The 23,003-nt window shown below is 51.5% G+C and carries 30 protein-coding genes and 1 tRNA gene; 10 read left to right on the forward strand and 21 right to left on the reverse strand.

The window, feature by feature from the left end; translation table 11 throughout:
* The 3 genes from QMA35_RS12990 to QMA35_RS13000 form a co-directional block, all read right to left on the reverse strand.
* On the reverse strand, window positions 1-1,073 hold a 1,073-nt coding region (locus QMA35_RS12990; RefSeq protein ID WP_281647583.1), incomplete at its 3' end, for a terminase gpA endonuclease subunit.
* Window positions 1,066-1,587: a hypothetical protein gene (locus tag QMA35_RS12995; RefSeq protein ID WP_281647584.1), complete on the reverse strand. Its 522-nt coding sequence runs from the start codon at window positions 1,585-1,587 to the stop codon at window positions 1,066-1,068. The genes QMA35_RS12990 and QMA35_RS12995, both read right to left, overlap by 8 nt.
* 123 nt (window positions 1,588-1,710) lie before the next feature.
* Window positions 1,711-1,956: a hypothetical protein gene (locus QMA35_RS13000; protein ID WP_281647585.1), complete on the reverse strand. Its 246-nt coding sequence runs from the start codon at window positions 1,954-1,956 to the stop codon at window positions 1,711-1,713.
* Between QMA35_RS13000 and QMA35_RS13005 the strand changes: the two genes are divergently transcribed.
* Both QMA35_RS13005 and QMA35_RS13010 read left to right on the forward strand, forming a co-directional pair.
* A complete protein-coding gene (locus QMA35_RS13005) occupies window positions 1,945-2,433 on the forward strand; it encodes a DUF3489 domain-containing protein (protein ID WP_281647586.1) in 489 nt (162 codons plus the stop codon). The genes QMA35_RS13000 and QMA35_RS13005 overlap by 12 nt on opposite strands.
* A gap of 20 nt (window positions 2,434-2,453) precedes the next feature.
* Window positions 2,454-2,786 (forward strand): hypothetical protein, encoded by a 333-nt coding sequence (locus QMA35_RS13010; protein ID WP_281647587.1) that lies wholly within the window; start codon window positions 2,454-2,456, stop codon window positions 2,784-2,786.
* A 10-nt stretch (window positions 2,787-2,796) separates the two neighbouring features.
* On the opposite strand, the gene QMA35_RS13015 is transcribed toward QMA35_RS13010, so the two are convergent.
* The 15 genes from QMA35_RS13015 to QMA35_RS13085 form a co-directional block, all read right to left on the reverse strand.
* The gene (locus QMA35_RS13015) at window positions 2,797-3,051 is read right to left on the reverse strand and encodes a hypothetical protein (RefSeq protein ID WP_281647588.1); all 255 of its coding nucleotides are present in this window, start codon (window positions 3,049-3,051) and stop codon (window positions 2,797-2,799) included.
* Between the two features lie 695 nt (window positions 3,052-3,746).
* Entirely contained in the window at window positions 3,747-4,298 is a 552-nt protein-coding gene (locus QMA35_RS13020; protein WP_281647589.1) for a hypothetical protein, read from the reverse strand.
* Between the two features lie 2 nt (window positions 4,299-4,300).
* The gene (locus QMA35_RS13025) at window positions 4,301-4,957 is read right to left on the reverse strand and encodes an AHH domain-containing protein (RefSeq protein ID WP_281647590.1); all 657 of its coding nucleotides are present in this window, start codon (window positions 4,955-4,957) and stop codon (window positions 4,301-4,303) included.
* A gap of 107 nt (window positions 4,958-5,064) precedes the next feature.
* Window positions 5,065-5,433, reverse strand: coding sequence for a 3TM-type holin (locus tag QMA35_RS13030; protein ID WP_281647591.1), 369 nt, complete (start codon window positions 5,431-5,433; stop codon window positions 5,065-5,067).
* On the reverse strand, window positions 5,430-5,879 hold the full coding sequence (locus tag QMA35_RS13035; protein ID WP_281647592.1) for an N-acetylmuramoyl-L-alanine amidase: 450 nt from the start codon (window positions 5,877-5,879) through the stop codon (window positions 5,430-5,432). The genes QMA35_RS13030 and QMA35_RS13035 overlap by 4 nt, the downstream gene beginning before the upstream one ends.
* A 2-nt stretch (window positions 5,880-5,881) precedes the next feature.
* Window positions 5,882-6,157 (reverse strand): hypothetical protein, encoded by a 276-nt coding sequence (locus QMA35_RS13040; protein ID WP_281647593.1) that lies wholly within the window; start codon window positions 6,155-6,157, stop codon window positions 5,882-5,884.
* Window positions 6,157-7,470 (reverse strand): site-specific DNA-methyltransferase, encoded by a 1,314-nt coding sequence (locus tag QMA35_RS13045; RefSeq protein WP_281647594.1) that lies wholly within the window; start codon window positions 7,468-7,470, stop codon window positions 6,157-6,159. The genes QMA35_RS13040 and QMA35_RS13045 overlap by 1 nt, the downstream gene beginning before the upstream one ends.
* A gap of 307 nt (window positions 7,471-7,777) precedes the next feature.
* On the reverse strand, window positions 7,778-8,053 hold the full coding sequence (locus tag QMA35_RS13050; RefSeq protein WP_281647595.1) for a DUF6362 family protein: 276 nt from the start codon (window positions 8,051-8,053) through the stop codon (window positions 7,778-7,780).
* Window positions 8,054-8,198: 145 nt separating this feature from the next.
* Entirely contained in the window at window positions 8,199-10,508 is a 2,310-nt protein-coding gene (locus QMA35_RS13055; protein ID WP_281647596.1) for a phage/plasmid primase, P4 family, read from the reverse strand.
* A gap of 64 nt (window positions 10,509-10,572) precedes the next feature.
* Entirely contained in the window at window positions 10,573-11,259 is a 687-nt protein-coding gene (locus QMA35_RS13060) for a hypothetical protein (RefSeq protein ID WP_281647597.1), read from the reverse strand.
* 1 nt (window position 11,260) lies between these two features.
* Window positions 11,261-12,142 carry an ATP-binding protein gene (locus tag QMA35_RS13065; protein ID WP_281647598.1) on the reverse strand — a complete coding sequence of 294 codons (882 nt, stop codon included), beginning with the start codon at window positions 12,140-12,142 and terminating at the stop codon, window positions 11,261-11,263.
* The gene (locus tag QMA35_RS13070) at window positions 12,139-12,642 is read right to left on the reverse strand and encodes a hypothetical protein (RefSeq protein ID WP_281647599.1); all 504 of its coding nucleotides are present in this window, start codon (window positions 12,640-12,642) and stop codon (window positions 12,139-12,141) included. The genes QMA35_RS13065 and QMA35_RS13070 overlap by 4 nt, the downstream gene beginning before the upstream one ends.
* Window positions 12,633-13,058 carry a hypothetical protein gene (locus tag QMA35_RS13075; protein WP_281647600.1) on the reverse strand — a complete coding sequence of 142 codons (426 nt, stop codon included), beginning with the start codon at window positions 13,056-13,058 and terminating at the stop codon, window positions 12,633-12,635. The genes QMA35_RS13070 and QMA35_RS13075 overlap by 10 nt, the downstream gene beginning before the upstream one ends.
* Entirely contained in the window at window positions 13,028-13,930 is a 903-nt protein-coding gene (locus QMA35_RS13080) for a hypothetical protein (RefSeq protein WP_281647601.1), read from the reverse strand. Before QMA35_RS13080 ends, QMA35_RS13075 begins: the two co-directional genes overlap by 31 nt.
* The gene (locus QMA35_RS13085) at window positions 13,923-15,104 is read right to left on the reverse strand and encodes a hypothetical protein (RefSeq protein ID WP_281647602.1); all 1,182 of its coding nucleotides are present in this window, start codon (window positions 15,102-15,104) and stop codon (window positions 13,923-13,925) included. Before QMA35_RS13085 ends, QMA35_RS13080 begins: the two co-directional genes overlap by 8 nt.
* Before the next feature lie 212 nt (window positions 15,105-15,316).
* Between QMA35_RS13085 and QMA35_RS13090 the strand changes: the two genes are divergently transcribed.
* From QMA35_RS13090 to QMA35_RS13120, 7 genes are all read left to right on the forward strand, one after another.
* Window positions 15,317-15,520, forward strand: coding sequence for a hypothetical protein (locus QMA35_RS13090; RefSeq protein ID WP_281647603.1), 204 nt, complete (start codon window positions 15,317-15,319; stop codon window positions 15,518-15,520).
* Window positions 15,507-15,998, forward strand: a complete 492-nt coding sequence (locus QMA35_RS13095; protein WP_281647604.1) for a DUF2924 domain-containing protein — start codon at window positions 15,507-15,509, stop codon at window positions 15,996-15,998. The genes QMA35_RS13090 and QMA35_RS13095 overlap by 14 nt, the downstream gene beginning before the upstream one ends.
* Window positions 15,995-17,323 (forward strand): recombinase family protein, encoded by a 1,329-nt coding sequence (locus tag QMA35_RS13100; protein WP_281647605.1) that lies wholly within the window; start codon window positions 15,995-15,997, stop codon window positions 17,321-17,323. The genes QMA35_RS13095 and QMA35_RS13100 overlap by 4 nt, the downstream gene beginning before the upstream one ends.
* A gap of 2 nt (window positions 17,324-17,325) precedes the next feature.
* Window positions 17,326-17,721: a hypothetical protein gene (locus tag QMA35_RS13105; protein ID WP_281647606.1), complete on the forward strand. Its 396-nt coding sequence runs from the start codon at window positions 17,326-17,328 to the stop codon at window positions 17,719-17,721.
* A 96-nt stretch (window positions 17,722-17,817) separates the two neighbouring features.
* Complete coding sequence (gene umuD / locus QMA35_RS13110; protein WP_281647607.1) at window positions 17,818-18,240, forward strand: translesion error-prone DNA polymerase V autoproteolytic subunit; 423 nt, start codon at window positions 17,818-17,820, stop codon at window positions 18,238-18,240.
* Window positions 18,241-18,242: 2 nt separating this feature from the next.
* Window positions 18,243-19,535 carry a Y-family DNA polymerase gene (locus tag QMA35_RS13115; RefSeq protein ID WP_281647608.1) on the forward strand — a complete coding sequence of 431 codons (1,293 nt, stop codon included), beginning with the start codon at window positions 18,243-18,245 and terminating at the stop codon, window positions 19,533-19,535.
* Window positions 19,536-19,885: 350 nt separating this feature from the next.
* A complete protein-coding gene (locus QMA35_RS13120; protein ID WP_281647609.1) occupies window positions 19,886-20,086 on the forward strand; it encodes a hypothetical protein in 201 nt (66 codons plus the stop codon).
* A 317-nt stretch (window positions 20,087-20,403) separates the two neighbouring features.
* Here the strand turns inward: QMA35_RS13120 and QMA35_RS13125 are convergent.
* Window positions 20,404-20,491, reverse strand: a tRNA-Ser gene (locus QMA35_RS13125).
* Window positions 20,492-20,706: 215 nt separating this feature from the next.
* On the opposite strand from QMA35_RS13125, the gene QMA35_RS13130 reads away from it, so the two are divergent.
* Window positions 20,707-21,114, forward strand: a complete 408-nt coding sequence (locus tag QMA35_RS13130) for a hypothetical protein (protein ID WP_281647610.1) — start codon at window positions 20,707-20,709, stop codon at window positions 21,112-21,114.
* A 13-nt stretch (window positions 21,115-21,127) separates the two neighbouring features.
* Here the strand turns inward: QMA35_RS13130 and QMA35_RS13135 are convergent, their stop codons facing one another.
* Window positions 21,128-21,781 carry a MarC family protein gene (locus QMA35_RS13135; protein WP_281647611.1) on the reverse strand — a complete coding sequence of 218 codons (654 nt, stop codon included), beginning with the start codon at window positions 21,779-21,781 and terminating at the stop codon, window positions 21,128-21,130.
* 490 nt (window positions 21,782-22,271) lie between these two features.
* Window positions 22,272-22,880, reverse strand: a complete 609-nt coding sequence (locus QMA35_RS13140) for a chalcone isomerase family protein (RefSeq protein WP_281647612.1) — start codon at window positions 22,878-22,880, stop codon at window positions 22,272-22,274.
* Between the last annotated feature and the right edge of the window lie 123 nt (window positions 22,881-23,003).

Genomic DNA, 23,003 nt, shown 5'->3' on the forward strand with positions numbered 1-23,003 from the left:
TCCTGCCAGGTTTGGCCGAGTACAGTATTGGTCCAGTCTTTGAGCAGAACCGGATCACCTTTCGCCGCCAGAAAATCCGCCACGGCATCCCGCCAGCTGTACCAGCCATTGGGGCTGTAGAGGGAGCTCAGGTGGAAGCCTGCGGTTTTACCATCGGCCTCGTCATTAAGTGAGATCCACCGTCCTGCTTCTAGCAGTTTGGGCTTGTCGTGTTCGTACATTCGGTGCTGGCAGGCGATGCATTCAAAGCATGCAGTATCCGGCCGCTTCCGGCATCCTGCCTCTGGCGGCATTTGTCCATCCTTGGACGGCAGATCATCGTTCTCAAACTTGATTTGTGGCCATTCAATGGGTTGATAGTGGCCGCACTGAGTACAAGGGACTTGGTACTGTCGCTGATCGGATTGTTCGTAAGCGGTTTCAATCTTGCTGTTACCCGCGATATTGGGCGTGGACACCATCAGAATCTTACGATTGCGAGAAAACGTTGCCGTTCGTTTGATGGCCAGGTTGATCGGGCTGCCTTCCCCATCCACATCATCGTCATAAGCATCCACTTCATCCAGAAACAGAAACCTCGCAGGCATGGAGCGCAGACCTGTGGCCGAATTAGCTCCGGCAATAATCAAAACACCATTAGGAAACTCCTTCACCAATTGGGTATTACCAGAATCTCTGGAGCGGGAGTCTTTCACCCGCTGTTTGAGAATCGACATCTCCTCAATCATCGGCGCGATGCGCTGCTTGGAAGTCCGCTTGGCCATATCCAGTGTCGGCAGCACGTACATCATCGGGCCGGGGGTGTGGTGAATGACATAACCCAGCCAGTTATTACCACTCTCGGTACCGCCGACCTGTGCACCTTTCATAAACACGACACGTTCCACCGGTGAACTGGGCGACAGGCAATCCATAATCGCCTTCAGGTACGGCGTGCGGGCCGTGCGCCAGCGACCCGCTTCCTTGGCGGATTTCATAGGCAAAATGCGATGCTCATCGGCCCATTCCGATACGGTCATTCGAGTGTCGGGTTTGAGTCCCCACTGAAAGCCTGAGAGGTAAGGGCTATTCACTCAACTTCTCCAACACCCGTTCCAGTTCATCCATTAACACTTGCCTGACTTTGGCGGGATCGTTCTCTGCTGCCAACACATCAGCCATACGGTCAGGAATGGCCAGTACGCCATCACGGATCATGCGTCCGACCTGAAAGGCTTCTTCTTTGACCTTACCCGCATCCACCAGTTTGCCTTCGCGCTCCTCATAATCCAGCTTGGCCATCTTGGCGCGAAAGGCTTCACGCATGGTGCGGGCGGCCGCGTAATCAACGGTTTTACGACTCTCTGTTGGCAAAGAAGTGGTAGGTACCTGGGAAACGGCAGGTACTGTTGTACGACTCTGTATGTCCGTTGCTTTACTGGATTTTCCCCGGAGAACAGTCGAGGGTTCTGCCAGCTTCTCGACCGCCCGCTTTGCCGCCACAGGGTCGATTTTCCCGCCTTCCAGCTTGATGCGCCCCTGCTGCACCAGCTTGGCCACATACTGGCGACTCCAGCCGTTCTGACGGGCAAATTCAGCCTGGGACATCCTCTGTCCGGCCATACCAACCCCAACCCACTCTTTTATGGCAAGTCATTGATTATTAATAGAAAACAACTTGATAAAGCGTCACTTCAGAGCGTGAATGAAAGGGCAACAACGAAAAAACCTTCAGAGGAAATCCTCATGCCCCAGCAGACCGTTCAAGACGCCCTGATCGAGAAACGCCAGCGGATTGATGCGCTCATCCGTCAAGTTCAGCAACAGGCCGACCGGCACTTTGATCGGGCTCCTGACGATTGTCACTGGGGGCATGTAGGCGACCTTGACCACATGATTGAGCAATTGCAGGACGCGCTTGGCATTGAACGCGCCTAACCCCAAAGCGAAAAAGGAGATCTCGCCATGAAACAACACAAACTCTCACCCAGCCAGACCACCGTTCTGACACTCGGTCATGACAAGGGCACGTTCACCGCACAAGATGTGCCGCTCAACGGCGGTGCCCGGAAAAAGGTGATCGACAGTCTGTTGAACAAGCAGCTGATCAAGGCCATCCCCAGCAAAGGTAATTGGGTGGACTATGCCCTGACTCCAGCAGGACGGCAGGCCATCGGGGTTGAAGAAGTCCCATCAGAACCGAAAAAATCCCCCGTGAGCAAAAGTAAAACCCGTCCCGGCAGCAAGCTGGATCAGGTCATCAAAATGCTCACTCGCCCGGAAGGCGCCACCATCGCCCAAATAATGGAGCAGACCAACTGGCAGCAGCACACGGTGCGCGGCACTCTCGCCGGTGCCCTGAAGAAACGACTGGGGATGACCATTGAATCCGAGAAACCGGGCGGTCAGGAGCGAGTCTACCGAATCACCGCCGGGCTGGAGGCCTGCGCATGAGCACCCGATGCCGAATTGCGGTGCGGCGGGAGGGTCGCACCGCGCCCACCTTCCGCTCTATTTATTGTCACTTCGACGGCTATGAAAACGGTGTTGGCAAAATCCTGCGGCAGTATTACCGGACTGAAGAACGGGTGGCATGGCTTCTTGATTTGGGCGAGCTGCGGGGGCTGAGCCCCAATCGTGTAGACATCTACCTCGACCGGGACGCTCAGGTTATTCCTGCTGCCCTAAGCCCTTCGCTGCCTGCACTGCAAGAACTGGCTTATGACAAAAGCGGAGCCGAGTACCTCTACATCTTCGCTAATGGTCAATGGCACACCCTGCGGCCGGGCCAACCCCATGGACTGTAAACCGGCCCTGCTAGCCCTTGGTCTTAGCAATGGCCATCTGATGACCTGCCAGCTGAACCGATCCGATGCCCGTACTCTGATCATACTCAATCAGTGGTACAGGCATTTCTTTGATGCGCTGGCCCTGCTGCAAAAAGGCGATCTGGAATATGTAGCCGGTCGCGGTGTGGTCGCCCTGCACAGGGATCAGAGCGAACCGTGGCAAGAGTGCCAGCCGCGCTTTTACCGTTGCCTGCACGAGCTGCAGCGGCTGACCAGTGGACAAGCCCCCCGCACCTACCTCTTCGCCTCACCGACAGCCCGGAAATGGAGCGTGGTGGAATGAGTCCTCAAACCACCGGATAAAAACAAGTGGCGCAATTCCTGAATAATTGCGCCACTTGTCTTTCAGGGCTCAGATGAGCATCGGTCACGGCGGAAAATGACTGAAAGGAGAGCGGATTTTGTCAACCTGTGTCAACCACTTTTGTCAACCTGGTTGACAACTTGTCACTGCACTGAAACCCTTGTGGTTACTGGCTTCGCTGGGATTTTGTCAACCAATTTGTCAACCTGTGTCAACCCCGATTTTCACTCTGTCACTAGCGTTATTCTGCGGTGGTGGGCACCCGCACTCCCAGCAGATCCCCAGGGACCCCGGCTGATCGCCCCGTAAGGGCCTGTGTAGCGTTACTTCTTCTTGGACAAGGGCCACCCCGTACTCTTGATGGCAGGCTCACACAGCCGCTTAAATGGCCTGATGAATTGCCATCTCCGCTCCGCATTTGCCCACAAAATCTGTGGATAAGGTTGTGTGCAAGTGAGACGCTGCAAGCTATGAACAGTTGTCAATGCGTAGAAGACTGTCGACGTAGATTGCAGACCAGCCTTAATCAAACCAAAGCTGGAAATGTAACCGCCGATGCTCCATCTACTCTTACCAGCCTCGCTATCACACACCCTCATGGTACATAAAGCTCATTATGGACGTTCAAGATTCGTCCTAAAGACAGGCCCTTCCAATTGATACTCTTGAGTGACCAGCAGGTGAAACGATTCATTGCAAAAGTTACCAACCTTCTCATCAAATGACGTTTTGAAAAGAGGTGTGCCACTCAGATCTTCCTCATGAAATGCCAGACTCTTCAGGCCAACGTAAATGCCACCCCGTAAGTCCTGTTCGCTTTCCTCAAGATTAACGGCATCTGTAGTCGATATGATATTAACGACATACCATGTCTGCCCATCAATAAGCACCGGCAGTAATTCATTATCAGCGGCGACCACCGAAGAAAGTTTCTCGTAAGCATCTGGGCCAAGAACCATATTCCCTTCCCAGCTTCCAATATCTGGTATCTGAAGGTTGCGACCCTGACCTTTACCATCCACAAACTCCGCCTGCGGAGCTACCCATTCCTCAAGCAGTGACTCTCCCTCTGGATAATAAATATCATCCATAACATCTTCCATCGCATCCATGCTGATAAAAATGGACACATAGCTATCCAGATCAAAATCCAGTCTATAAATCATACTTAATCATCCGGGAGCATATGTTTCGGCAACATAACCCAGTCAGGGATATCGCCATTACGAAGCATGTTCCGAACCGTATTCAACTTGGTACGAAACATAATCTTGTTTTTCTCTGTCGAAAAAAGACCGGTAAGGAAACGATAATAGCCTTCTCTATGGATATTCCTGTGTGGTACGGCATGAGGAGTAGATGGAATCCGATCACGCTTGGTTTTGGGCAGCCATACACCGTTATCAGAGTCATCAATCCTTACCTTTGCCCGGGCAAGGCGAGCCCGGAGGGTGGCAGCCAAGGTAAAGCGATTATCGCCGCTTGGGATGATGTGATGAGCTTCTACTCTATCGGGGGCTTCCGCTTTCTTTCCAGGAGTGGTTGGTACGGGACAGGGCTGCCCGGCAAGGGCCAGATTTTGCCTCAATGTCGATGAATCCCCTTCCTCTGCGGCATACTGAGATGTCTTCCAGCTTGTAGCTTTATCTCTGTATTTCTGCAGGCCCGCTTCCACACTGGCAAGACAACCTATGTAGGCAAGGAGTGCCAGCTCGTTTTTTTCTTTTAATTCTGCGGGAGGATTGCCAAACTGTTCTATTGTCACATCAAGGGCTGACTTTTGTCGGTGATATGATGTCCCTTTCAGGTCTTCCAGCTGAGCCACTAACGATAATTCCTTCATCGATTGACAATGGCAAAATATTCTATTGCCTTTCATCAAAAAGGCAATGATTACAGCTGTAAAAGATTATGAATGCCGTAATGGCGTGGTTAACTTCTCAGTTTTGTAACAACCTTCTCCACACCCCGGCTGGCAATGTAACCCCCAATGCCTAGATGCACGATACCGAGCAACTTCAACTCCAGCGCCTCACTCAGATCTGGTGAAGCCCAGCCCATCCACCGACACACAACCAAAGCCGTAAAGGTCAACATTACCAGTGGTCGCCAGCTTCTTTGCAACCAGCCCTCACCTTGCGCTTCGGCTTTGATAACACCAGCCTGCTGGGCCAGCACATCCAACTCGCCACTAATAGCCATCTCAGTGAGAGCGGTCTTGGCTTTGCTGGCCTGATCTGCGTCCGGGAACACTTTGTCAATGATCTTTCCCACCACCGGTACGGCCGCTACCCAACTCATGCGACAACCCCTCCTGCAAACCCTTCATCGTACAGCCACTGATCAACATCAAAGCAAGGACAGTCCTTGTCCTCATTGAAGTGGTAATGTCCTTTGACCACGGCTTCCGGCCACAGACCCTGACAGCCTGTCACCAGGAACTTCAACATACGTTTTTGCAAGGGTGTGAAGTTATCGTCTGGCTCGCCATCGTCGTCCAGACCGCCGACCAGACAGATGCCCACGCTCTCATGATTATGACCTTTGACATGAGCACCCCAGTCATCCACCGCCCGCCCCTGCTTGACGGAACCATCCCGTTCGATCACCCAGTGATAGCCAATATCGATAAAAGCCCGCTCCATCAGATGCCAGCGCTTGATCGTGTCAAAGGTGACATTCTGATCAGGTTTGGTGGCCGAGCAATGCACGACGATGGTGTTTGTTTCCGTACGCTTTCCCATCATATTCAGCCCTTGAGTGTGTAAGCGACTACACCAATCACAGTAGTCAGAATCAGCCAGCCGAATCGCTCTACCGAAGCCAACACCACACCCCGGGCACTGGCCTGCCGCTCCAGGGTGCGGATACGCTTTTCAGAGTCTTCGAGTTTGCGGTTAAGGCTGTCGAGAGTAGTCGTTTGGTGAATCAGCCGTTCTTCCACCGCTGCCAGACGGCTCACAGCATCGGAGAGTTTGTCGAGCTTGCCATCAATCTGATCAAGCCGCTGTTGAATTACTTCCATCAGCACTTGCTCCCTACAGTGCTGATGTTTCCGCCATCCCTGGCGGTCACATACTCAACACCTCTCTCTTGCGCCATTTGTGCAAACGTCAAATTGTTCTCTTCCAGAAAACCTTCCTTGCCTGCGTACTCTTCCCAGCGCCGGACAATCACATCGACGTATTTGGGGTCGAGTTCCGTCAGTCGTGCCTGACGATTGGCCTTCTCGCAGGCAATCAGGGTGCTGCCGGAGCCACCAAACAGATCCAGCACAATGTCTTGGGTTTTGGATGAATTACGAACGGCCCGCTCCACCAGCTCAATCGGCTTCATGGTAGGGTGAAGATCATTCTTTACGGGTTTGTTGAAGAACCAGACATCCCCCTGGTCCCGGGCACCACACCAGAAGTGATCGGAGCCTTCTTTCCAGCCGTAGAGAATGGGTTCGTATTGGCGTTGGTAATCCGCCCGGCCCAGCGTGAAAGTGTTCTTGGCCCAGATCAGAAAGGTGGACCACTTGCCACCAGCCTCACGAAAAGCTTTCTGGAGGGTATCTAGCTCAGACGACGACATGTACACGTAGATTGCGCCTTTGCAGACTGAGATCATGTTGGTCATGGCGGCCAGCAGGAAACCGTGGAATTCATCGCCCAGGTTGTCGTTCTTGATCCGGCGGTCTTTGCCGCGAAGCTTGTCTTTTGTATTGTTGCCATAGTCGACGTTGTAGGGCGGATCGGTGAACACCATGTCCGCCAGCTGGCCAGCCATCAGTGTTTCAACATCCGTCGATTCGGTGGCACTGCCGCACAGCACGCGATGATCGCCGAGTATCCACACATCACCGAGTTGACTGACCGGATGTTCCTGCACCTCCGGCACCGCATCGTCTTCCGTGTTGCCTTCGGATTCTTCCAGCAACAGCCCATCCAGTTCCTCGTCCGAAAAGCCCATGATGTCGAGATCAAAATCCAGATCATCCAACGCCTGGAGTTCCAGCTTGAGCAACTCTTCATCCCAGCCTGCATTCTCGGCTAGTTTGTTGTCGGCCAGTACCAACGCCCGCCGTTGCACTTCGTCGAGATGCCCGAGCACAATCACTGGTACGCGATCCATCCCCAGCTCGTTCGCTGCCATCAAACGACCATGGCCAGCCACGACCACCTTGTCATCGCCCACCAAGATTGGATTCACAAACCCGAAGCTCTGAATCGAGCGGGCAATCTGAGTCACCTGTTCCGGTGAATGGGTACGAGCATTTCTGGCATAGGGCACCAGTTCGGCGACGGGCCAATGTTCCAGTTGTTCGACGAGGTGTTGTTGTGACGATTCGGACATGGTCATCCCTGACTCATTTCACAGAAACAAGAACGCCCCGGTTGGAGAGACCGAGGCGTTCAGAGGTTTGAGGCGCAGCACTGCACGAGCATACTGAAAATCTATACCGAAACCGGCAAAAGTGGGAAATCGGTCAGATAAGGACAATCAGGAATAATGCACGCCTCTTTTCATTTATCTGGAACAATCAGGGATAAATAACACGTGCTCTTTCCGATAAGCGGTAGATTTGAAGCCGGTTTAACGCCTGAATCCAATGCACCCTCGCGGTTTTGGATGACATTTGGAATCGCGCCCCCACCAGTCGCTAAGATAGACCGGATGCTCGTAACCAGATCAAGTTACGTTCTTCGATGGTGAGTGGCGTCAGCCAGTTGATACACTCCACCAGCCGGTCTTCCTGCTTTGCCGTGGGTCGTACGAAGATCACCTCCGGCTCTGCTCGGCGCACCTGTTCTCGCTGATCGAAAGCCATCTCCGGCCAGCTGGCTGTGTGACCAAGCTGGATACCGGTCGGCAGTCGTTTGGCTGTCGCCCAGGCTTCCCGATAACGCTCTGCAAGCTCTTCAATTTCTGATGTCATGGTTTCCCTCCCGAGCATCCACTGGACGGAGTGACGGAAGAGACACGGTTGCAGTATAAGTTTCATAGCTGCGCGTATATGCGCGTACATGAAGGATATACTGCAGCTCTGTCCCTTCCGTCACTGGTTATCCAATTTCCTTTGATTAATCAGCCGCGTATCCACCAAACTTCACAAATGTTCTGGGCCGTAAAGAAAGACCTGTCAGTCCCCTTAAACCACCGGTAAAACGGCACTGATCAAACTTTCTTGATTGCAGTAATTGTGAGAACCGTTTTATCGATCCGGTAAATTCACCATTTTTCTCAGCCCATTCCTGCCAATCCGCATACAACTTGGAAACCTCCTCCCTGCGCTGGTTACCCAAGTCACACCGCTCCTCCAGCCACTGCCCCAGTGCATCTTCACTGTCGAAGTATTCCCGGGATGCTTTCACAACACTCGCGGGTGGCTTAATGCCTTCTTTTTGCCAGAGCAGACAACCTTGCAGTGCCCAGGCCAGAATGCCATCACGCTCTTTCAGGAGCTTCTCTGATAGGTGCGGGTCTTTCTTTTTATCCGGCACTTTGACGGTAAAAGGTATTAGGTGCAGCCTGCGCTTCATGGCTTCATCAACATTCCGGATGGAGGGTTTATGGTTTCCCGCGATGACCAGTTTGAACTGAGGGGTGTATTCGAAAAAATCCTGTCGCATAAATCGGGCTGAAATCTTGTCGCCGCCCGTTAAGGTCTTCAGTTTGGATTCGTTCCAGCGCTTGCCCTGTTCTGTTTCCACACTCGAGACAAACCGGGCTCCCTGTAGATTGGCCAAATCGGTCGGGTGTTTCTCTGTACGGGATTCCATAAAGGTTTCCACCGGCGCATTGGTCGCGTAACCGCCAAGAATCGACATCAGTACATGGATGAACACCGATTTCCCATTGGCCCCGCCACCATGCAAAAAAAACAAAGCATGCTCGGATGTCACACCAGTCAGACAGTAGCCCACCACCTTCTGCAAATAATCCACCAGCGCCTGATCACTCTCTGTCACGTCACTGAGAAAACTGAGCCAGAGCGGGCAATCACCATTGGGAGAGGCCGTTGTCATGCGCGTCATCATATTGCTGCGATCATGCTCCCGAAGATCACCGGTCTTAAGGTTTACAACACCCTCAGGCGTATTGAGTAACCAGGCATGACGATCCCAGTCATCGGGATGCGTGGCATGTTCAGGAGTAGACCGCGCCAAACCTTCAATACCACGAATGGTGCTGGAAGAGGCCAATCGGTTCTTCTGACGCTCTTTATCGGCCAGATCAGAAGCACTACGACACACCATGCGGGACAAATACTGAACATAGAGGACTTCATCGACCGACCAACGTTGCCCCGTCCAGACCAGCCATTTCCCCCATCGCGCACAGTAACGCCAGTTTTGTCCGTGGAGTTGAGTAAACGCCGAGGTAATCTGGTCGTCTGTATCCAAACTCATACCGGCAGACAACGTCACATCTGTTGTCTCTGACTGCGTGATAATTGGTGTCCGTTCCCCGCTGGCCAGAAAGCCTGCCACATCAAAGCCGTGCCCTTGGTCATCTTGCTCTTGCAAGGCGTCCGCCGCATCCCACTTTTCGGGCTTATCGGCTGATGGAATCAGAATGGCACACGACAACGCTCCCTCTTTCAATACTGCCTGTGCGGCCGCTTCTGCATACTCACGGCCAGCCTGGTCATTATCCGGCCATATGAGCACCTGCTTCCCTTTGAGCGGCGACCAGTCGGTTTTATCGACCGGAGCCTTGGCACCATTCATAGCCGTGGTCGCATAAATACCCGCATCGATCAGCGCCTGGGCACATTTTTCTCCCTCCACCAGCACGACAGTATCGCTGCCCTTCATGGCGGGCTGGTTGTAGAGCGGCCGAGGCGATGGAACTTTATGTTTGCCAAGCTTCACATCCCAGGGGCGGAACTCCTTTCCTGAGGGGGTATCGTAGCGATAAACACACGCCACCAGCTGGCCATCACCGTTCTGATAATCCCACTTGGCCGTGTGAGGTCCAAGATCGTCGACTTTGGGTTTCGGCTTCTGGCTTGGCGCTGGTGGCCGCGGCACCTGGGCTTCGACTCCCAGCCATCGAGCCACAAACCGTAGCGCTTCGGGAAAATCAATATGTTGATTGGTTTGCGTGAGGTGAAACATATCGCCATTCTCACCAGTGGCAAAATCGTGCCAAAGCCCCCTCTTCACGCCTTCGACACAAATCCCCATGCTGTGACCAGTCACCCCAAAAGCATCACCAATGACGTAGTGATCATTCTGGCGCACAGCATTGGGTAGTAGGTACTCGATATACTGGGGCAATCGGTCCAGCAGTTTCTGTTTCACATCATCAACGGAGAGCCGTCGCTCACTGGGGCTATCGGGATCTTTGGCAACCGGTGCATCATTAAAATCCATGTAATTTGTCATGGTCTTTCGTCCTGAAAGTGAGAATCCCGACCTGCTGGCGAATAACAACAAGCCGGGCCATTGATCAGTCCTGCCAGTAGCCGTCAGGGGCCTGCTGCTGGGTAGGTGCCGGTTGCTGAGAAGGAATCTGCTGTTGAGGGTGTTGGTACTGATAATCAGGATGGTGCTGCTGTGGTGTCTGAGTTGAGATCTGCTGCGGCTGCCCACCTACCATCTCATTCATCAGTGCCTGATACTGCTTATGATCTGGCGTGATGACATGCTTGATCACATTGGTAGGTTCATCATCCGCATCTTTCTCAACATCGATGCGGGCCACAAACTCCATGCCATCCAGCTGGCCAAAGTCCTTCAATCGCCGGGCCATGACAGCCTGAGGAGAAACATCATCTTGTCGAATACCCCGGGCAGAACACAGCAATGAACGAACAAAGGTACGTCCCATATTGCTCCAGTTCGGCCCTTTGGGACTGTGCAGCCCGATCAGGCTCCAGACCTTACGCTTGGCAAACGGCCCGGCCATCACCACATATTCCGCCTTAAGATAGACCGCACCACCCTCGCCCTTTGTCGCCCAACCGCCCGTCCAGCCCGTCCAGCCCATAGGAGGTTCGTCATACCCTCCGGGTTTGAGGGTCAGGCGCACCTTGGCCAGCGTCCCTTTGGGGATCACGTCATAATCCTGCTGAACTGTGGCGTTGTTAAAATCTGTCCACTCGTTATTGGCTTGCTGATTTTGTTGGTAAGTCATATCACTGTCCTTGTGTGATGGTGGTGTTGGGTTGCATGGGCGTGCTGGTGGCGTACTGCAGCTGTCGCCCAGCAGGTTGTCGAGTATCACGGGGTTGGTTGATTTTCTGCAGAAGTTGCCCGAGGTGAGCCGGTTCGGTTTGGTTCAGGCGACCACTACGGTCTTTGGCCGGAAAGCCCCAGGGATTGAGAGTTTGGCAGACAAAACTTCGCTGTAACTGTCCCTGTTCATCCGGAAGGCTGGCCATGGTGATCACTTCATCGACGATACCTGGTAGCTCCAAACCTGTGCGAGAACCTTCGATCTGGGGCTGAAAAATTCGACGGTTGAAGTCATCCACCTTCTCTTCCAGAATGCCCACGAAAATCACGCTCTTTCCCCGCACATGCTGCAGATGATTCAGTGCTGCAATCATCTCCCGTCCGAGCAAACCATAAGCGCCACGGGTATCGGGCTTGCCCGTTTTTTCGCTCTTGGCTTCATCCTGGGTTTGGCACCACGCAAAGCACAATCGCGCCAGGGCTGTCAGTGAGTCGATAAAAAATATCTCGTATTTATCGAGTACGGCCGGATCACCGAAGTTCTGACACGCTTGATCGAAGTGAGCCTGGCAGAAAGGCTGCCTCTCATTCAGCGCTGGGTTAGGTCCGCCAATGAACTCCACCAGCATGCGGAACTCTGGCCATGTGCGGGGACGTAATACATCTCCCGTCCAGCCCTGAACAGCGAGATCACCGGCTTCGAGATCTATAAACAAGGTTTTGTCCGGGGGCAGCGTCCACAACTGAGAGGTTTTGCCGACACCACTGGGGCCAAGCAATACCGCTTTCACGCCTTTGTCATCCTGCTGCCGTTGCTCTGCAGGAATAATGGGAAAGGTCATACTTCATCTCCCGGTTGTTCCTGTTCGGAGCCGCCATTGACCAACGGCATTAATCGATACACGACAGCACCCTTATCAACACAGCGAGCCTCAGCAATCTGCCGCTGAAATTCCACCGGCCACTGCTCAAACTTATTTTCATCAATGCTGTACGTGATCTGCATATACTCGGCAGGAGTACCGCCACTGCGTTGCATCACCTCTGCCATAAACGCCAGATGATCCTGATCCCACGACGGGATCGCCGGAACCTCCTGCTCCACCAGCACACCATCCTCTTCAAAAGTGATAGAGCCGGTTTTCTGCCACTCCAACTTGCGCAGGTTCTCGGCCCGGTTCATGTACTTGTGAGCCAAGGCACTTTGCAACCACTGCACCTGATACTGCGCATCGTGCAGGGCTTTCTCAGCAGCCTGGATCAGGGCCATCAACTCTTTGGCAGGCAGTGCCGTGAGTTCATAGACCGGCATGGTTTTCAGGTCAGAAAGGGTTACTGGCATGGGACGCCCTCCCCGCCTTCTTCCAACTTGCGCCCTACCCCGGCGAACACTCGTTCCTGTTCGTAGGCCACCACATCTTCCAGGCGATAAACGACACGCCCCCGAATCCGCAGGTAGTGCGGACCACCTCCGTACTGCCGTAACCGGGCAATGGACTTGTAACTGAGACACCAGCGTTTGGCGAGCTGATGGGTGTCGATATGCTGCGTCTGCACATCGGACACCGATTGATGACACTCTGGCATGGCTTCCCCTCCCTGTGGTTTTTCGTACCAGCCAGTCCAGTATTGGCAATCAAGTGAGGAGAACTGTGAGGAGAAGAGGAGAACTGCGAGGAGAAGTGGGTTTCCAGAAAAAGAGTTAAAAAAACCGGCATTAAAACCGGTCAGGGAGTCTCTACAAAGTGTCGAAGCCAACAGTTTTCTTCATCAAAGCCTATGTATTGACTCCATAGCGAATCAGCGCCACTAAAGTACTGCTTGATGGTCATGGGCTTGATACCAACTTTTTCAAACAGCTGTGCTGTATTCAGTTTGGGCTGGCCATAGTCATGACCAGCCTCATAGAGGCGACCATAAATTTCCCTGCGTTTTCCTTTCCCTTTCAAAGGTGGCAAGTCATTCCATCGCAACTCACCAGTCTCAGGGTTCCATACCAGTTCATTAGGCGTCAGCCACTTCTTCAGGCACAGCTCGGTACTGTTATGAAAAATCTCACCGAAGAGAACCACCTGATGATTGTCCGGCAGAGGCAAGCGTTTCGATTGCAGAGGAGATCGAGATAACAGCAAGGCTGGCCGCTGAACCTTCTCCTCCAGCACATCATAAATTTTCTCATAACGGGGAAGATCACCCAGCCCCCTCACCAGGATAATCGCAGTGCCATGCTGCTGCCCCAAATACCATACGAGCCCGTCCTGTAAAACTTCTGGAGTATCGTTGCCTATCTGCCGGGACATCCAGTCCGGAAACCAATCCATATGGAAGTCATATACTCGTAAATCGTCATCACACACCTCTATAGGCTCCAGCCCCGGCACGTAATAGTAATGTTTCCCATCCTCTTCCCAGACCGTGCGATAACCATCGCCGCCATCTTCACCTGAGTCGGTTTTAATTAGCCGATCCGGGTCGACGCCTCGGGGTGTATAGGCACCGCTTTCCAGAATGGCAGTGGTGATAAAATCAGGATAACGATACCGAAATTCGCTGATACGTCGCCGTGGAACAGGGTACTCAAAAGTCTGCAGCAGATGATCCAAGACATGAGGGTCGAGCGTTTTATCCATAGACCAGCTCCTTGATCAACTTCAGATCCACCAGCAATTCGTGGATGATGTATTTGTTGCGCAGGGTATTGTCCGGCAGGTCACAGGTATGGGGAACAGACAAGGTCAGGGTGATAGTATCTTCCGGCAAGTCTTCCACGACATTACAGTGAATAACCAGCGTTGCGCTGTGAATAGTGACATTATCACGATCCAGGATATGCAGTGAGTCGACCTTTTCCATGGCATTGTAAACATCGGAAGCGAGAGGTTTTCGGGGCTTTCCTCCCCAAATAATCGGTTCCTCGTCCGGCTCTATCTTCAGAGAAAAAGACTTCACGACCATTTCCCGCACACCATGCTTGAGGCTGCACAGGGATGCCAGATCCTGCTTGGTGCGCAATATGTCCAGACTCACTTCCCTGAAAATCAATGACTCCATGTGGTCAGAAACCGCTAACACATCCTTGCAAAAGGTTGTACGAATCTTGTCGCGTAAAGCCTGTTGCTTACCATAAAACTCCAACACACCGGTATCTGGTTCATAGACAATGCCATATAACCGAGCCGGGTAAATCACACTGGATTCTACCTCGCCCCTCTCTCTGTTGACCACATCAATACTGACTCCGACACCTTCCCGGTAAACCATGAACTGCAAAACACGCACGGGAGCGCCATGCTTGTAGTTGCGGTAACGCTCATAAGGTTCGATCACCACCGCGTCATTACCAAACAAGGTCTGAAGACTTCTCTGGAGCTCGTCAAGATCACAATTCCGATCCAAATCTACAGGTGCTGGTAACCGGTAACCACTCCAGACCATGGATTTTTCACGGTACTCATCCACATAGAAGATGGCTTCAGCCTTGCGGAAGATTGGGCGATCGCCCTTGTACAGACGAACCAGCTTATCTTGTGGTGTTCTCAGACCGGCAAAATCGACTTTGTGTGTATCGAGGTTTTGCAGAATTTCCTGACCAGCGATACCAGAGAGATTATCAATACGCTGGGCCAGTTGGCGCAGTTTGTCCTGCTGTTGGCTATCAAGCATCCAGGTACTTTTGATGAGGTCTTTGGGTGAGACCATACGTGTTGTTCCCGGCGATACTTTATGAAGATCGATGTCACAAAGCTCAAAGAACGTATCGGACTCAATATCCAGGTGGCGCAGCACACGACTGATGACTGGCATGTCTCTTCCCTGATCAAATTATGATTGGAATCGCCACTGTTCCTGATGGCGAACAAATCACTTTAATGCAATCCGACAAAAGCTGACAACCGTATTCTATAGGCCCTAAAACAGGGCATTCGTGCCCTATTTTGGACAAACTGGACTTTTACAAAATGCCCTCTGCGGCGCAGGCTTTACATGTAAAGAAAAACTACCTGAGCAGCTTGATCATGGACGAACAAAACCTACGCTCCCTTCCCTTGAACTCCCCCCGTGAAGAGTTGATTCACCTCCTGTCCCTGGCCGTTGTGCGCCACCAGCGACGTATGTCAGAGAAAAACAACCAAGACACCAAACCTGACTGGACTTTGACCGACGACAGAGCGTGTATGTCCGTCCCTTCTCAACCGGAGACAGACCATGGCACAGAATGAAGGCAGTAGTGAAAGTGAGCAGACACTGGCCGCTCAGGTCGCTCATATCATGACCATGAACAACAAGCAGCTTTGCCAGACCTGGAAAGAGCTGTTGGGTAAGGAAGCACCCGCCTTACATACCAAAATCCTGCGTCAGCGACTGGTCTGGAAGGTTCAGGAACAAGCTCTGGGTGGTTTGAGTGACTTAACCAAAAAGCGTCTATTGCAGGTGAAGCAATCCATTCTAAAAGATAAGAAAACCCCGAAGAACAAAACCTGCCAATTGCCCAATGGTACCCGCCTGATGCGTGAGTATCTGCATGAAGAACATGAAGTGGTCGTCACTCAGGAAGGCTTTGAGTATCGGGGCCAGCTCTATAAAAGTCTGACCGCTATCGCCAAGGTGATTACCGGCAGCCAATGGAATGGGCCTGCCTTTTTTGGATTGCGTAAAGAGCAACAACAGAAGAGCAATCGTCGGAGGAAAAAGAAGTGAGCACCAACACAAATCCCATAAAACGCTGTGCTATTTACACCCGTAAATCCTCCGAGGAAGGACTGGAGCAGGAATTCAACTCTCTCGATGCCCAATGGGAAGCCGGTGTTGCCTATGTCATGTCACAAAAACATCAGGGCTGGCAGCTGGTGGATGAGCGGTTTGAGGATGGCGGGTTTTCTGGTGGGAATATTGAGCGGCCTGGGCTGAAACGATTAATGGCTGCCGTCGAGCGCGATGAGATTGATATCATCATCGTCTACAAGGTGGATCGTTTGACCCGTTCTATATCAGACTTCGCTCGGCTGGTGGGTATTCTGGATGAGCACAACACATCATTTATCTCGGTAACTCAGCCCCTCAATACCACTGACAGCATGGGAAGACTCACTCTCCATATGCTGCTGTCCTTCGCTCAGTTTGAGCGAGAGATTACCAGCGAACGCATTCGAGACAAATTTGCCGAGTCCAAGAAAAAAGGCATGTGGATGGGCGGTGCCGTACCGCTGGGTTATGAAGTCAAAGAGAGAAAGCTGGTGGTGAATAGAGGCGAGAAGAAGGTGGTGCAGATCATCTTTGAGACGTTTATTGAAACCCGTTCACTGACCGAAACCTGTTACCGCGTCAACGATATGGGCTTTTGTACCAAACGCTATCCCAAGAAAGATGGCTCTGCCTGGGGAGGAAAGCCTTTTGCGAAAAGCACCATGCGTAAGCTACTCAATAACAAAATATACCTGGGCCTGATTCACCACAAAGGCGAATGGTACCCCGGCCAGCACACCGCCATTCTTGACCAAGCATTATGGGATAAGGCCGCAGCCATATTCGATAGCAACAGGAACAGTCGCCGCACAGAGTCCCGCTGGCGGCACAGCCCAGCCTTTCTGCGAGGGTTGCTGTTTGGCCCCGACGGTATCGCACTGGTGCCCACCAGCGGACGACGACGGGGCAAACGCTATCGCTACTACACCAGCAACACCGCCCGGAAGAAAGGTCACCGGGAAAGTCCGCTCCCACCACTACCTGCTGAGCCTTTAGAACAAGCAATCATTCAGGAAGTAGAACAGTTGATTAACCAACCCAACCTTCTTATGCAGATTTTTCAGCACAGCCAGGTAACAGACAACGAGATCACTTACGATCACACCGTGGAGGGCCTTCACACCCTGAAGGCCATCTGGCAGGAACTGTTTCCCAATGAACAGCAACGCATCGCCCAGCTGCTGATCGACCGGATTGACGTGCAGGAAGACAATCTGCGCCTCCGTTTCCATACCGAGGCTATTGCCGGACTTGCCGAAGACTTGAAAGGGGCCGCATAACTATGAACATCACAGGTAAACGTCAGAGCCGCTTCTACCCGGATGAAAATATTCTGGAAGTGAACATCCCGATACAGTTGCTCCGTAGAGGAGGCCGTACTCGTATCCAGACCGCTGACGGTGAATTACTGCAATCCTCGCCCACTAGCGATACAGCCCTTATGCGAGCACTGGCGCAGGCTCATATCTGGCTGCAGAAGCTGGAGGATGGAGAGTTTAGTGATGTGAAGACACTGGCCGCACACTACCAACAGAACGAAAGCTATGTCTCACGGATACTACGGTTGGCTATGCTGTCACCAGTTTTGCAGGAAGAAATTATCACCGGCCAACATATTGCAGGACGGTCACTGGCTGACTTTATGACAGGCGTGCCGGTGTTGTGGAGTAAGCAATGACAAAGACTGGATTCACCAACCCACGGGGTTATTCTTGAAAGCTGCGCATTTAGAGCGTACTGTATATAAAAACAGTGCATTCTAAGTGTATAACGTATGCCGATTACTCTCATTTCACCAGACGAATCAAAAAGCCTCTTCCCTTTTTTCAAGGCTCCTGCTGCCTGCGGTTTCCCCAGCCCGGCGGCCGATTATCTTGAGCAGAAGCTCTCTCTGGATCAGTTACTCATCCAGCACCCTGCCGCAACGTTCTTCGCACTGGCTCAAGGTTCTTCCATGCAGGATGTGGGCATTTTTGATAAAGACATTCTCATTGTCGATCGCTCCCTGAAACCCAGCAACGGAGATGTGGTCATGTGCCTACTGGACGGCGAGCTGTGTGTGAAAACACTCTATCGACGGGGCCATAGTGTCGAACTCCAAAGTGCTAACCCGGCCTACACACCAATCATTCTCGACGATGGTCAAACGCTGGATGTCTGGGGTGTCGTCATTCATGTTGTTCACTCCCTGCGATAATAATGAATACGCCGATCGTGATTGTCCACTGTGATGCCAACAGCTTCTACTGCAGCTGTCATCGGGTCTTTGAACCACATCTCATAGGCAAGCCGCTGGGCGTGCTCTCCAATAACGATGGCTGTATTATTGCCCGCACTCAAGAACTCAAGGCCCTGAATGTGGCCATGGGCACCCCCTTGTTTCAGGTACGTTCTCTGGTCAAACGGGGTGACATAATGATCCGCAGCAGTAACTACCCCCTTTACGGAGATATGTCAGAACGCTTTATGGCTGTGCTCGAAACCTTTTCTCCCGACGTTGAGGTGTACAGTATTGACGAAGCCTTTCTGCGGTTTGATGGTTTTTCTGTTCCCGACTGGCATATCAGGGGGCAGCAAATTCAGAGCAAGGTGGGTCGCTGGACAGGGCTACCTATCGGGGTTGGCATCGCAACCACCAAAGTGCTGTCCAAGCTCGCCAATTACGCGGCTAAGCGCTATCGAGCAACAGGGGGTGTCGTTGATTTAACATCCCCGGAACGCCAGAAGAAACTGATGGCCATCACACCTGTGGAGGAAGTCTGGGGTGTCGGACGTCAGCTGGCTAAAAAGATGAAGGCGCAAGGCATTGATACGGCATTCGATCTGGCCCAACGGGAACCCACGTCCATTCAAAAACAATTCTCTATTGTTGAAGCACGATTAGTTAAAGAGCTGAGGGGAGAGAGTTGTTTGCCGTGGGAGGAACAAACCGATGGTAACAAGCACACCATCATGTGCAGTCGCTCCTTTGGACGGCCTGTCACTGCGAAGCATAATATACAGGAAGCTGTCGCCACCTATGTCGCCCGCGCCTGCGAAAAATTGCGCGCCCAGGGCAAAGCCTCGGCCAAGGCCCAGCTGTTTTTGCGCACCAGTCCATTCCGCGATCAGGATCAACAATACAGTGTCAATCTGAATCTGGCATTACCCTGGCCTACAGACAGCAGTCAGGCATGGCAGCACATCGCCAGAAAGGGCCTCGATAGCATCTTCCGGGAAGGGTATCTCTATCAGAAAGCAGGTTTCCTGCTACTGGACATTCAGGACAATCAGTCACTGCAGAACGACCTCTTCCAACTCTCCTCAACAAAGGCACAATCAAGCAACGCGTTTATAACCACCGTTGACGAAATCAACAACCGCTTCGGACGGAATACCTTACGATCAGCCGCGAGTGGTTTCAGCACGGCACGATGGCACATGAAACAAAACTATATCAGCCCCCACTTCACCACCCGATGGCAGGATCTGCCTCGGGTTCGAACTACCTAGCAAACGAAATATCTGAGGCGCTCTCTGGTGCCGAATACAAGTTTTTCAAATCATTTTTTACAACAGCATTAACAATCGGAGTCGCCAATCTTCCCATAAGACCAGAGCCGTTCATGTGTTCAGCTATATCCTTCGGGAAAGATGTGGCTGCATCTTGCAGATAGTGATTCTCCCGCCCCCAAAAGCCGGAAGCCAACAAACAAGTTCCATGACTGAAGGTCCATTATTTCAAAGATAATTCAACACCCACATTGCGCATTCCCCCCTCACACTAAACCGGCAACACGAGCATATCGTTTACAAATTGATGATGGTGTTGCTTGGTTTAACCGTATCGAAAGGAGCTGCATATGAGCTGCTCCAAGCTATATAGGCAACTGAAAAGTGAAGGCTCTTCCTACAGCAACATTCTTGATCAAGTGAGACAGAAAGATGCTGGAAAATATAAATCGACAGGCATGGGCGACAGTAATATCGCTATCAATCTTGGCTTCCAGGAAGCCGCCAGCAATTACAAAACACGCAAACGCTGGCAACAAAAAATCACTTGAATACCAGAGAACCAGATCATTTAGCTATCAACCTGCTCACCACCTTTTTATCACTAACACATGCGACCAAGACACCCTAAAAGCACTTACAGCCTAATGATTTAAAAAGAGTTTTAGATACGTACCTAGAAAAACGCTCTGTACGCTAAAAACAGAGGACACCGGTAAAAACGGCATTTTGAGAGGCAAAACAGGGGCTGCTACAGCACCGGGGAAGTACGCTTCCTATCAGACAGGAAACCCGCCACACAGGCCTTCGTGAGGCGTATATAACGCAAAAATCCCGCTACAGATAACTGCAGCGGGATTCTCATATGTGGCGGTGAGGGAGGGATTCGAACCCTCGATACGTTTCCGTATACACACTTTCCAGGCGTGCTCCTTCGGCCACTCGGACACCTCACCAAATTGTCGAAACACCTGTAATTACAGAGTATTTCTCGCTTCGTTCAGGTCATCCCTGCAAAGCGGGGCGTAATGTATAACAGCAGATCGCTGCTGGCAACTATGAATCACCAAGATTTCGGTATTTCCCGTTCTTGCTCGTATTTGGGCCAACTGCTTAAATAGCCCCCACTCAATTGGCCGTAAATGAATCACTTTAGATTTACACAAGAGTTATGCAGAAAAGCTCCGGGACTTTTGTCTTTTACAGACCTCCATCATTCAAACCTTCCTGTCAGAAAAGCCTGAACAGACTGGAATACTTTAGCCGCCACATTATTCACAGAACCTATGAGTGCCCGATTTACTGCTGGATAGTCGAGGGCAGTGTGCGCATCAGCCACCAGCAGAGTAAACCCTCTTATACCCTCTATATGGAGTACAGGGACAATACCGGAGCCAGCCAATATTACCGCATCCAGTTTCCCTCTCTGAATGAGGCTCTTACCTGGATGAACACGCAGGCTTACAGCATTCACCTGGAAGCTATCTGCCCGGCCTCAACCAGTAAAAGACCAGTACGCGACTCACAAATAACACAGCAGAATCACGAGAAGAAAACTGAGAGCTCAGAAGCAGCCTGAAACATCTTCAGGCTTAAGCCGGGATACCAAGAATGTCTCGCATAATCGGTTTTAAACCGGCGAAAAAGTACTCAACAGCAATAACCATGACGATCAAGCCCATAACCCGCATCATAACCTTATTACCGCTCTCACCCACACGATTCATAATCGGACTGGCAAACAGCAGCGCAACCCAGGTAACCAGCAACACGGCAGCAATACTGACAAACAAAATCATCTGATGTGTCAGCGTTTGCTCCTGCATGAGAATGATCACCGTCGCAATCGCTCCCGGCCCGCAAATCAACGGAATAGCCAGTGGAGTTAAAGCCACATCATGGGAATATGCATCGATGGCTTCCAGCTCTTCCGCTTTATCGAAACGGGTTCGGCTCAGCCGTGCTTGCACCATTTCATAACCCATAATAAAAAACAGCACACCACCCACAATTCTCAAACCATGTACAGATATCCCAAAGACCTGGAAAATTACCGAACCTGTTAACGCAAAGAACACCAGAATAACAAACGCGGTCAGCGTTGCCTTTCGGGCAACCTGTTTTCTCTGATAAGGCTCAAGGCCGGAAGTGAGTGACAAAAACACCGGTGCAATACTGATCGGATTGATCATGGTGAACAGAGAAGTCAGGCATAGAACACCAAACTCCGCCATAGTTGGCGACATACAACAACCTCTAAAAATATGACAATCAGAACTCTTTCTGCAAGGCAGAACCCCTGAGAAGAAAACCTCTGGAAAGATAGGATAAATAGCTGAGAAAATAAGCCTGCGATCACAGACCCTCTGATGCGGGAACTTATAACGCCTAAAGGTCTGTTTTGCCACCCCTTGCAGAATTTTTTGTGAAAATGGTTTCCTGAATGCCAAACATAACGACCAGGGGCGTCCTCAATTAAGCATACGACTCAGTGGCTCGCTCTTATCCTTGCGGGAGCCGGTGTGCTCTGGCAGATAGTAATCATTGGTTGTTTGCCCATCGTCTCCCTGATGCTGGGCAATTTTTATACAACGGACTATTTGGAAGAGATATTCAGATCAGCCTTGGCTTTATATGGGTAGCACTGCTTATTTTCTCTTTTAACGCTACCCACGCAAAACAGGCCTCTGCTACAACAGCACAGTCACTCTTCCAGGGAGGGGAAGGGCTGAATAATCAGCTCTCCGTAACCACTTCCTTACTCTTGTCGCTTTCAACACCAAGAATATCTTCCTTGAACTCACGTGTAACCGGGTTCTCACCAATCCATACCGTCAGCAAGGCATTAAAGAAGTCTTTTCCGGGAATAATTCCTCGGTCTTCACCCTTTACAACAACACGGGTACCCACGCCAGGAATGTACTCAGCCATACCCTGCTCACCCCGCTTTAAGCGCCCTTTAAACATTTCGGTAAGCTGCACCAGCTTATCTTCATGTCTTTTCATCTCTTCTGGAGAAATATTCAATTCCAAAGCTTCATTCATGGCCGAAGTAATCCGGCGACCGCTCACTCTACGGGCCATGATATGGAAAACCATCCGTTTGTGCCCATCATCCGCATAAATGTCTTCTGGGTTTCGACTCGGGTTTTCCAGATATAATTCGCCAATGTATGCATCAACAAGCAGATAAACCACGCGTACAGAAGCACCATTCAGCTTCAAAGCCGGGCGACCATCTGTGGCAGGAATGACTTCGGGAATGTCCACCCCCTTAATCGTGAGGGCATAGGTAGGTAACGACAAAAGACAACACAACAGCGTCAAGAAACGCAGTAATGGCATGATGAGCATCCTGTTTATTATTATTATTCCGTCAAATACCATTTAATCGGTTAAACGACGGAAAATCAACATTCCGCCATCAAAGCCCAACGCCTGCCCGGCAACGAGAGTCAGAGCTGCTAC

This window comes from Parendozoicomonas sp. Alg238-R29 (genome assembly GCF_947331445.1).
GTDB lineage: Bacteria > Pseudomonadota > Gammaproteobacteria > Pseudomonadales > Endozoicomonadaceae > Sansalvadorimonas.

Excerpts from the sequence above, each read along its gene's own strand:
- QMA35_RS12995 (WP_281647584.1), bottom strand. The coding sequence starts at position 1,587 with ATGTCCCAGGCTGAATTTGCCCGTCAGAACGGCTGGAGTCGCCAGTAT.
- QMA35_RS13005 (WP_281647586.1), top strand. The coding sequence starts at position 1,945 with ATGAAACAACACAAACTCTCACCCAGCCAGACCACCGTTCTGACACTC.
- QMA35_RS13020 (WP_281647589.1), bottom strand. The coding sequence starts at position 4,298 with ATGATTTATAGACTGGATTTTGATCTGGATAGCTATGTGTCCATTTTT.
- QMA35_RS13030 (WP_281647591.1), bottom strand. The coding sequence starts at position 5,433 with ATGAGTTGGGTAGCGGCCGTACCGGTGGTGGGAAAGATCATTGACAAA.
- QMA35_RS13035 (WP_281647592.1), bottom strand. The coding sequence starts at position 5,879 with ATGATGGGAAAGCGTACGGAAACAAACACCATCGTCGTGCATTGCTCG.
- QMA35_RS13040 (WP_281647593.1), bottom strand. The coding sequence starts at position 6,157 with ATGGAAGTAATTCAACAGCGGCTTGATCAGATTGATGGCAAGCTCGAC.
- QMA35_RS13045 (WP_281647594.1), bottom strand. The coding sequence starts at position 7,470 with ATGTCCGAATCGTCACAACAACACCTCGTCGAACAACTGGAACATTGG.
- QMA35_RS13050 (WP_281647595.1), bottom strand. The coding sequence starts at position 8,053 with ATGACATCAGAAATTGAAGAGCTTGCAGAGCGTTATCGGGAAGCCTGG.
- QMA35_RS13055 (WP_281647596.1), bottom strand. The coding sequence starts at position 10,508 with ATGACAAATTACATGGATTTTAATGATGCACCGGTTGCCAAAGATCCC.
- QMA35_RS13060 (WP_281647597.1), bottom strand. The coding sequence starts at position 11,259 with ATGACTTACCAACAAAATCAGCAAGCCAATAACGAGTGGACAGATTTT.
- QMA35_RS13065 (WP_281647598.1), bottom strand. The coding sequence starts at position 12,142 with ATGACCTTTCCCATTATTCCTGCAGAGCAACGGCAGCAGGATGACAAA.
- QMA35_RS13070 (WP_281647599.1), bottom strand. The coding sequence starts at position 12,642 with ATGCCAGTAACCCTTTCTGACCTGAAAACCATGCCGGTCTATGAACTC.
- QMA35_RS13080 (WP_281647601.1), bottom strand. The coding sequence starts at position 13,930 with ATGGATAAAACGCTCGACCCTCATGTCTTGGATCATCTGCTGCAGACT.
- QMA35_RS13085 (WP_281647602.1), bottom strand. The coding sequence starts at position 15,104 with ATGCCAGTCATCAGTCGTGTGCTGCGCCACCTGGATATTGAGTCCGAT.
- QMA35_RS13090 (WP_281647603.1), top strand. The coding sequence starts at position 15,317 with ATGGACGAACAAAACCTACGCTCCCTTCCCTTGAACTCCCCCCGTGAA.
- QMA35_RS13095 (WP_281647604.1), top strand. The coding sequence starts at position 15,507 with ATGGCACAGAATGAAGGCAGTAGTGAAAGTGAGCAGACACTGGCCGCT.
- QMA35_RS13105 (WP_281647606.1), top strand. The coding sequence starts at position 17,326 with ATGAACATCACAGGTAAACGTCAGAGCCGCTTCTACCCGGATGAAAAT.
- umuD (WP_281647607.1), top strand. The coding sequence starts at position 17,818 with ATGCCGATTACTCTCATTTCACCAGACGAATCAAAAAGCCTCTTCCCT.
- QMA35_RS13115 (WP_281647608.1), top strand. The coding sequence starts at position 18,243 with ATGAATACGCCGATCGTGATTGTCCACTGTGATGCCAACAGCTTCTAC.
- QMA35_RS13120 (WP_281647609.1), top strand. The coding sequence starts at position 19,886 with ATGAGCTGCTCCAAGCTATATAGGCAACTGAAAAGTGAAGGCTCTTCC.
- QMA35_RS13130 (WP_281647610.1), top strand. The coding sequence starts at position 20,707 with ATGCAGAAAAGCTCCGGGACTTTTGTCTTTTACAGACCTCCATCATTC.
- QMA35_RS13135 (WP_281647611.1), bottom strand. The coding sequence starts at position 21,781 with ATGTCGCCAACTATGGCGGAGTTTGGTGTTCTATGCCTGACTTCTCTG.
- QMA35_RS13140 (WP_281647612.1), bottom strand. The coding sequence starts at position 22,880 with ATGCCATTACTGCGTTTCTTGACGCTGTTGTGTTGTCTTTTGTCGTTA.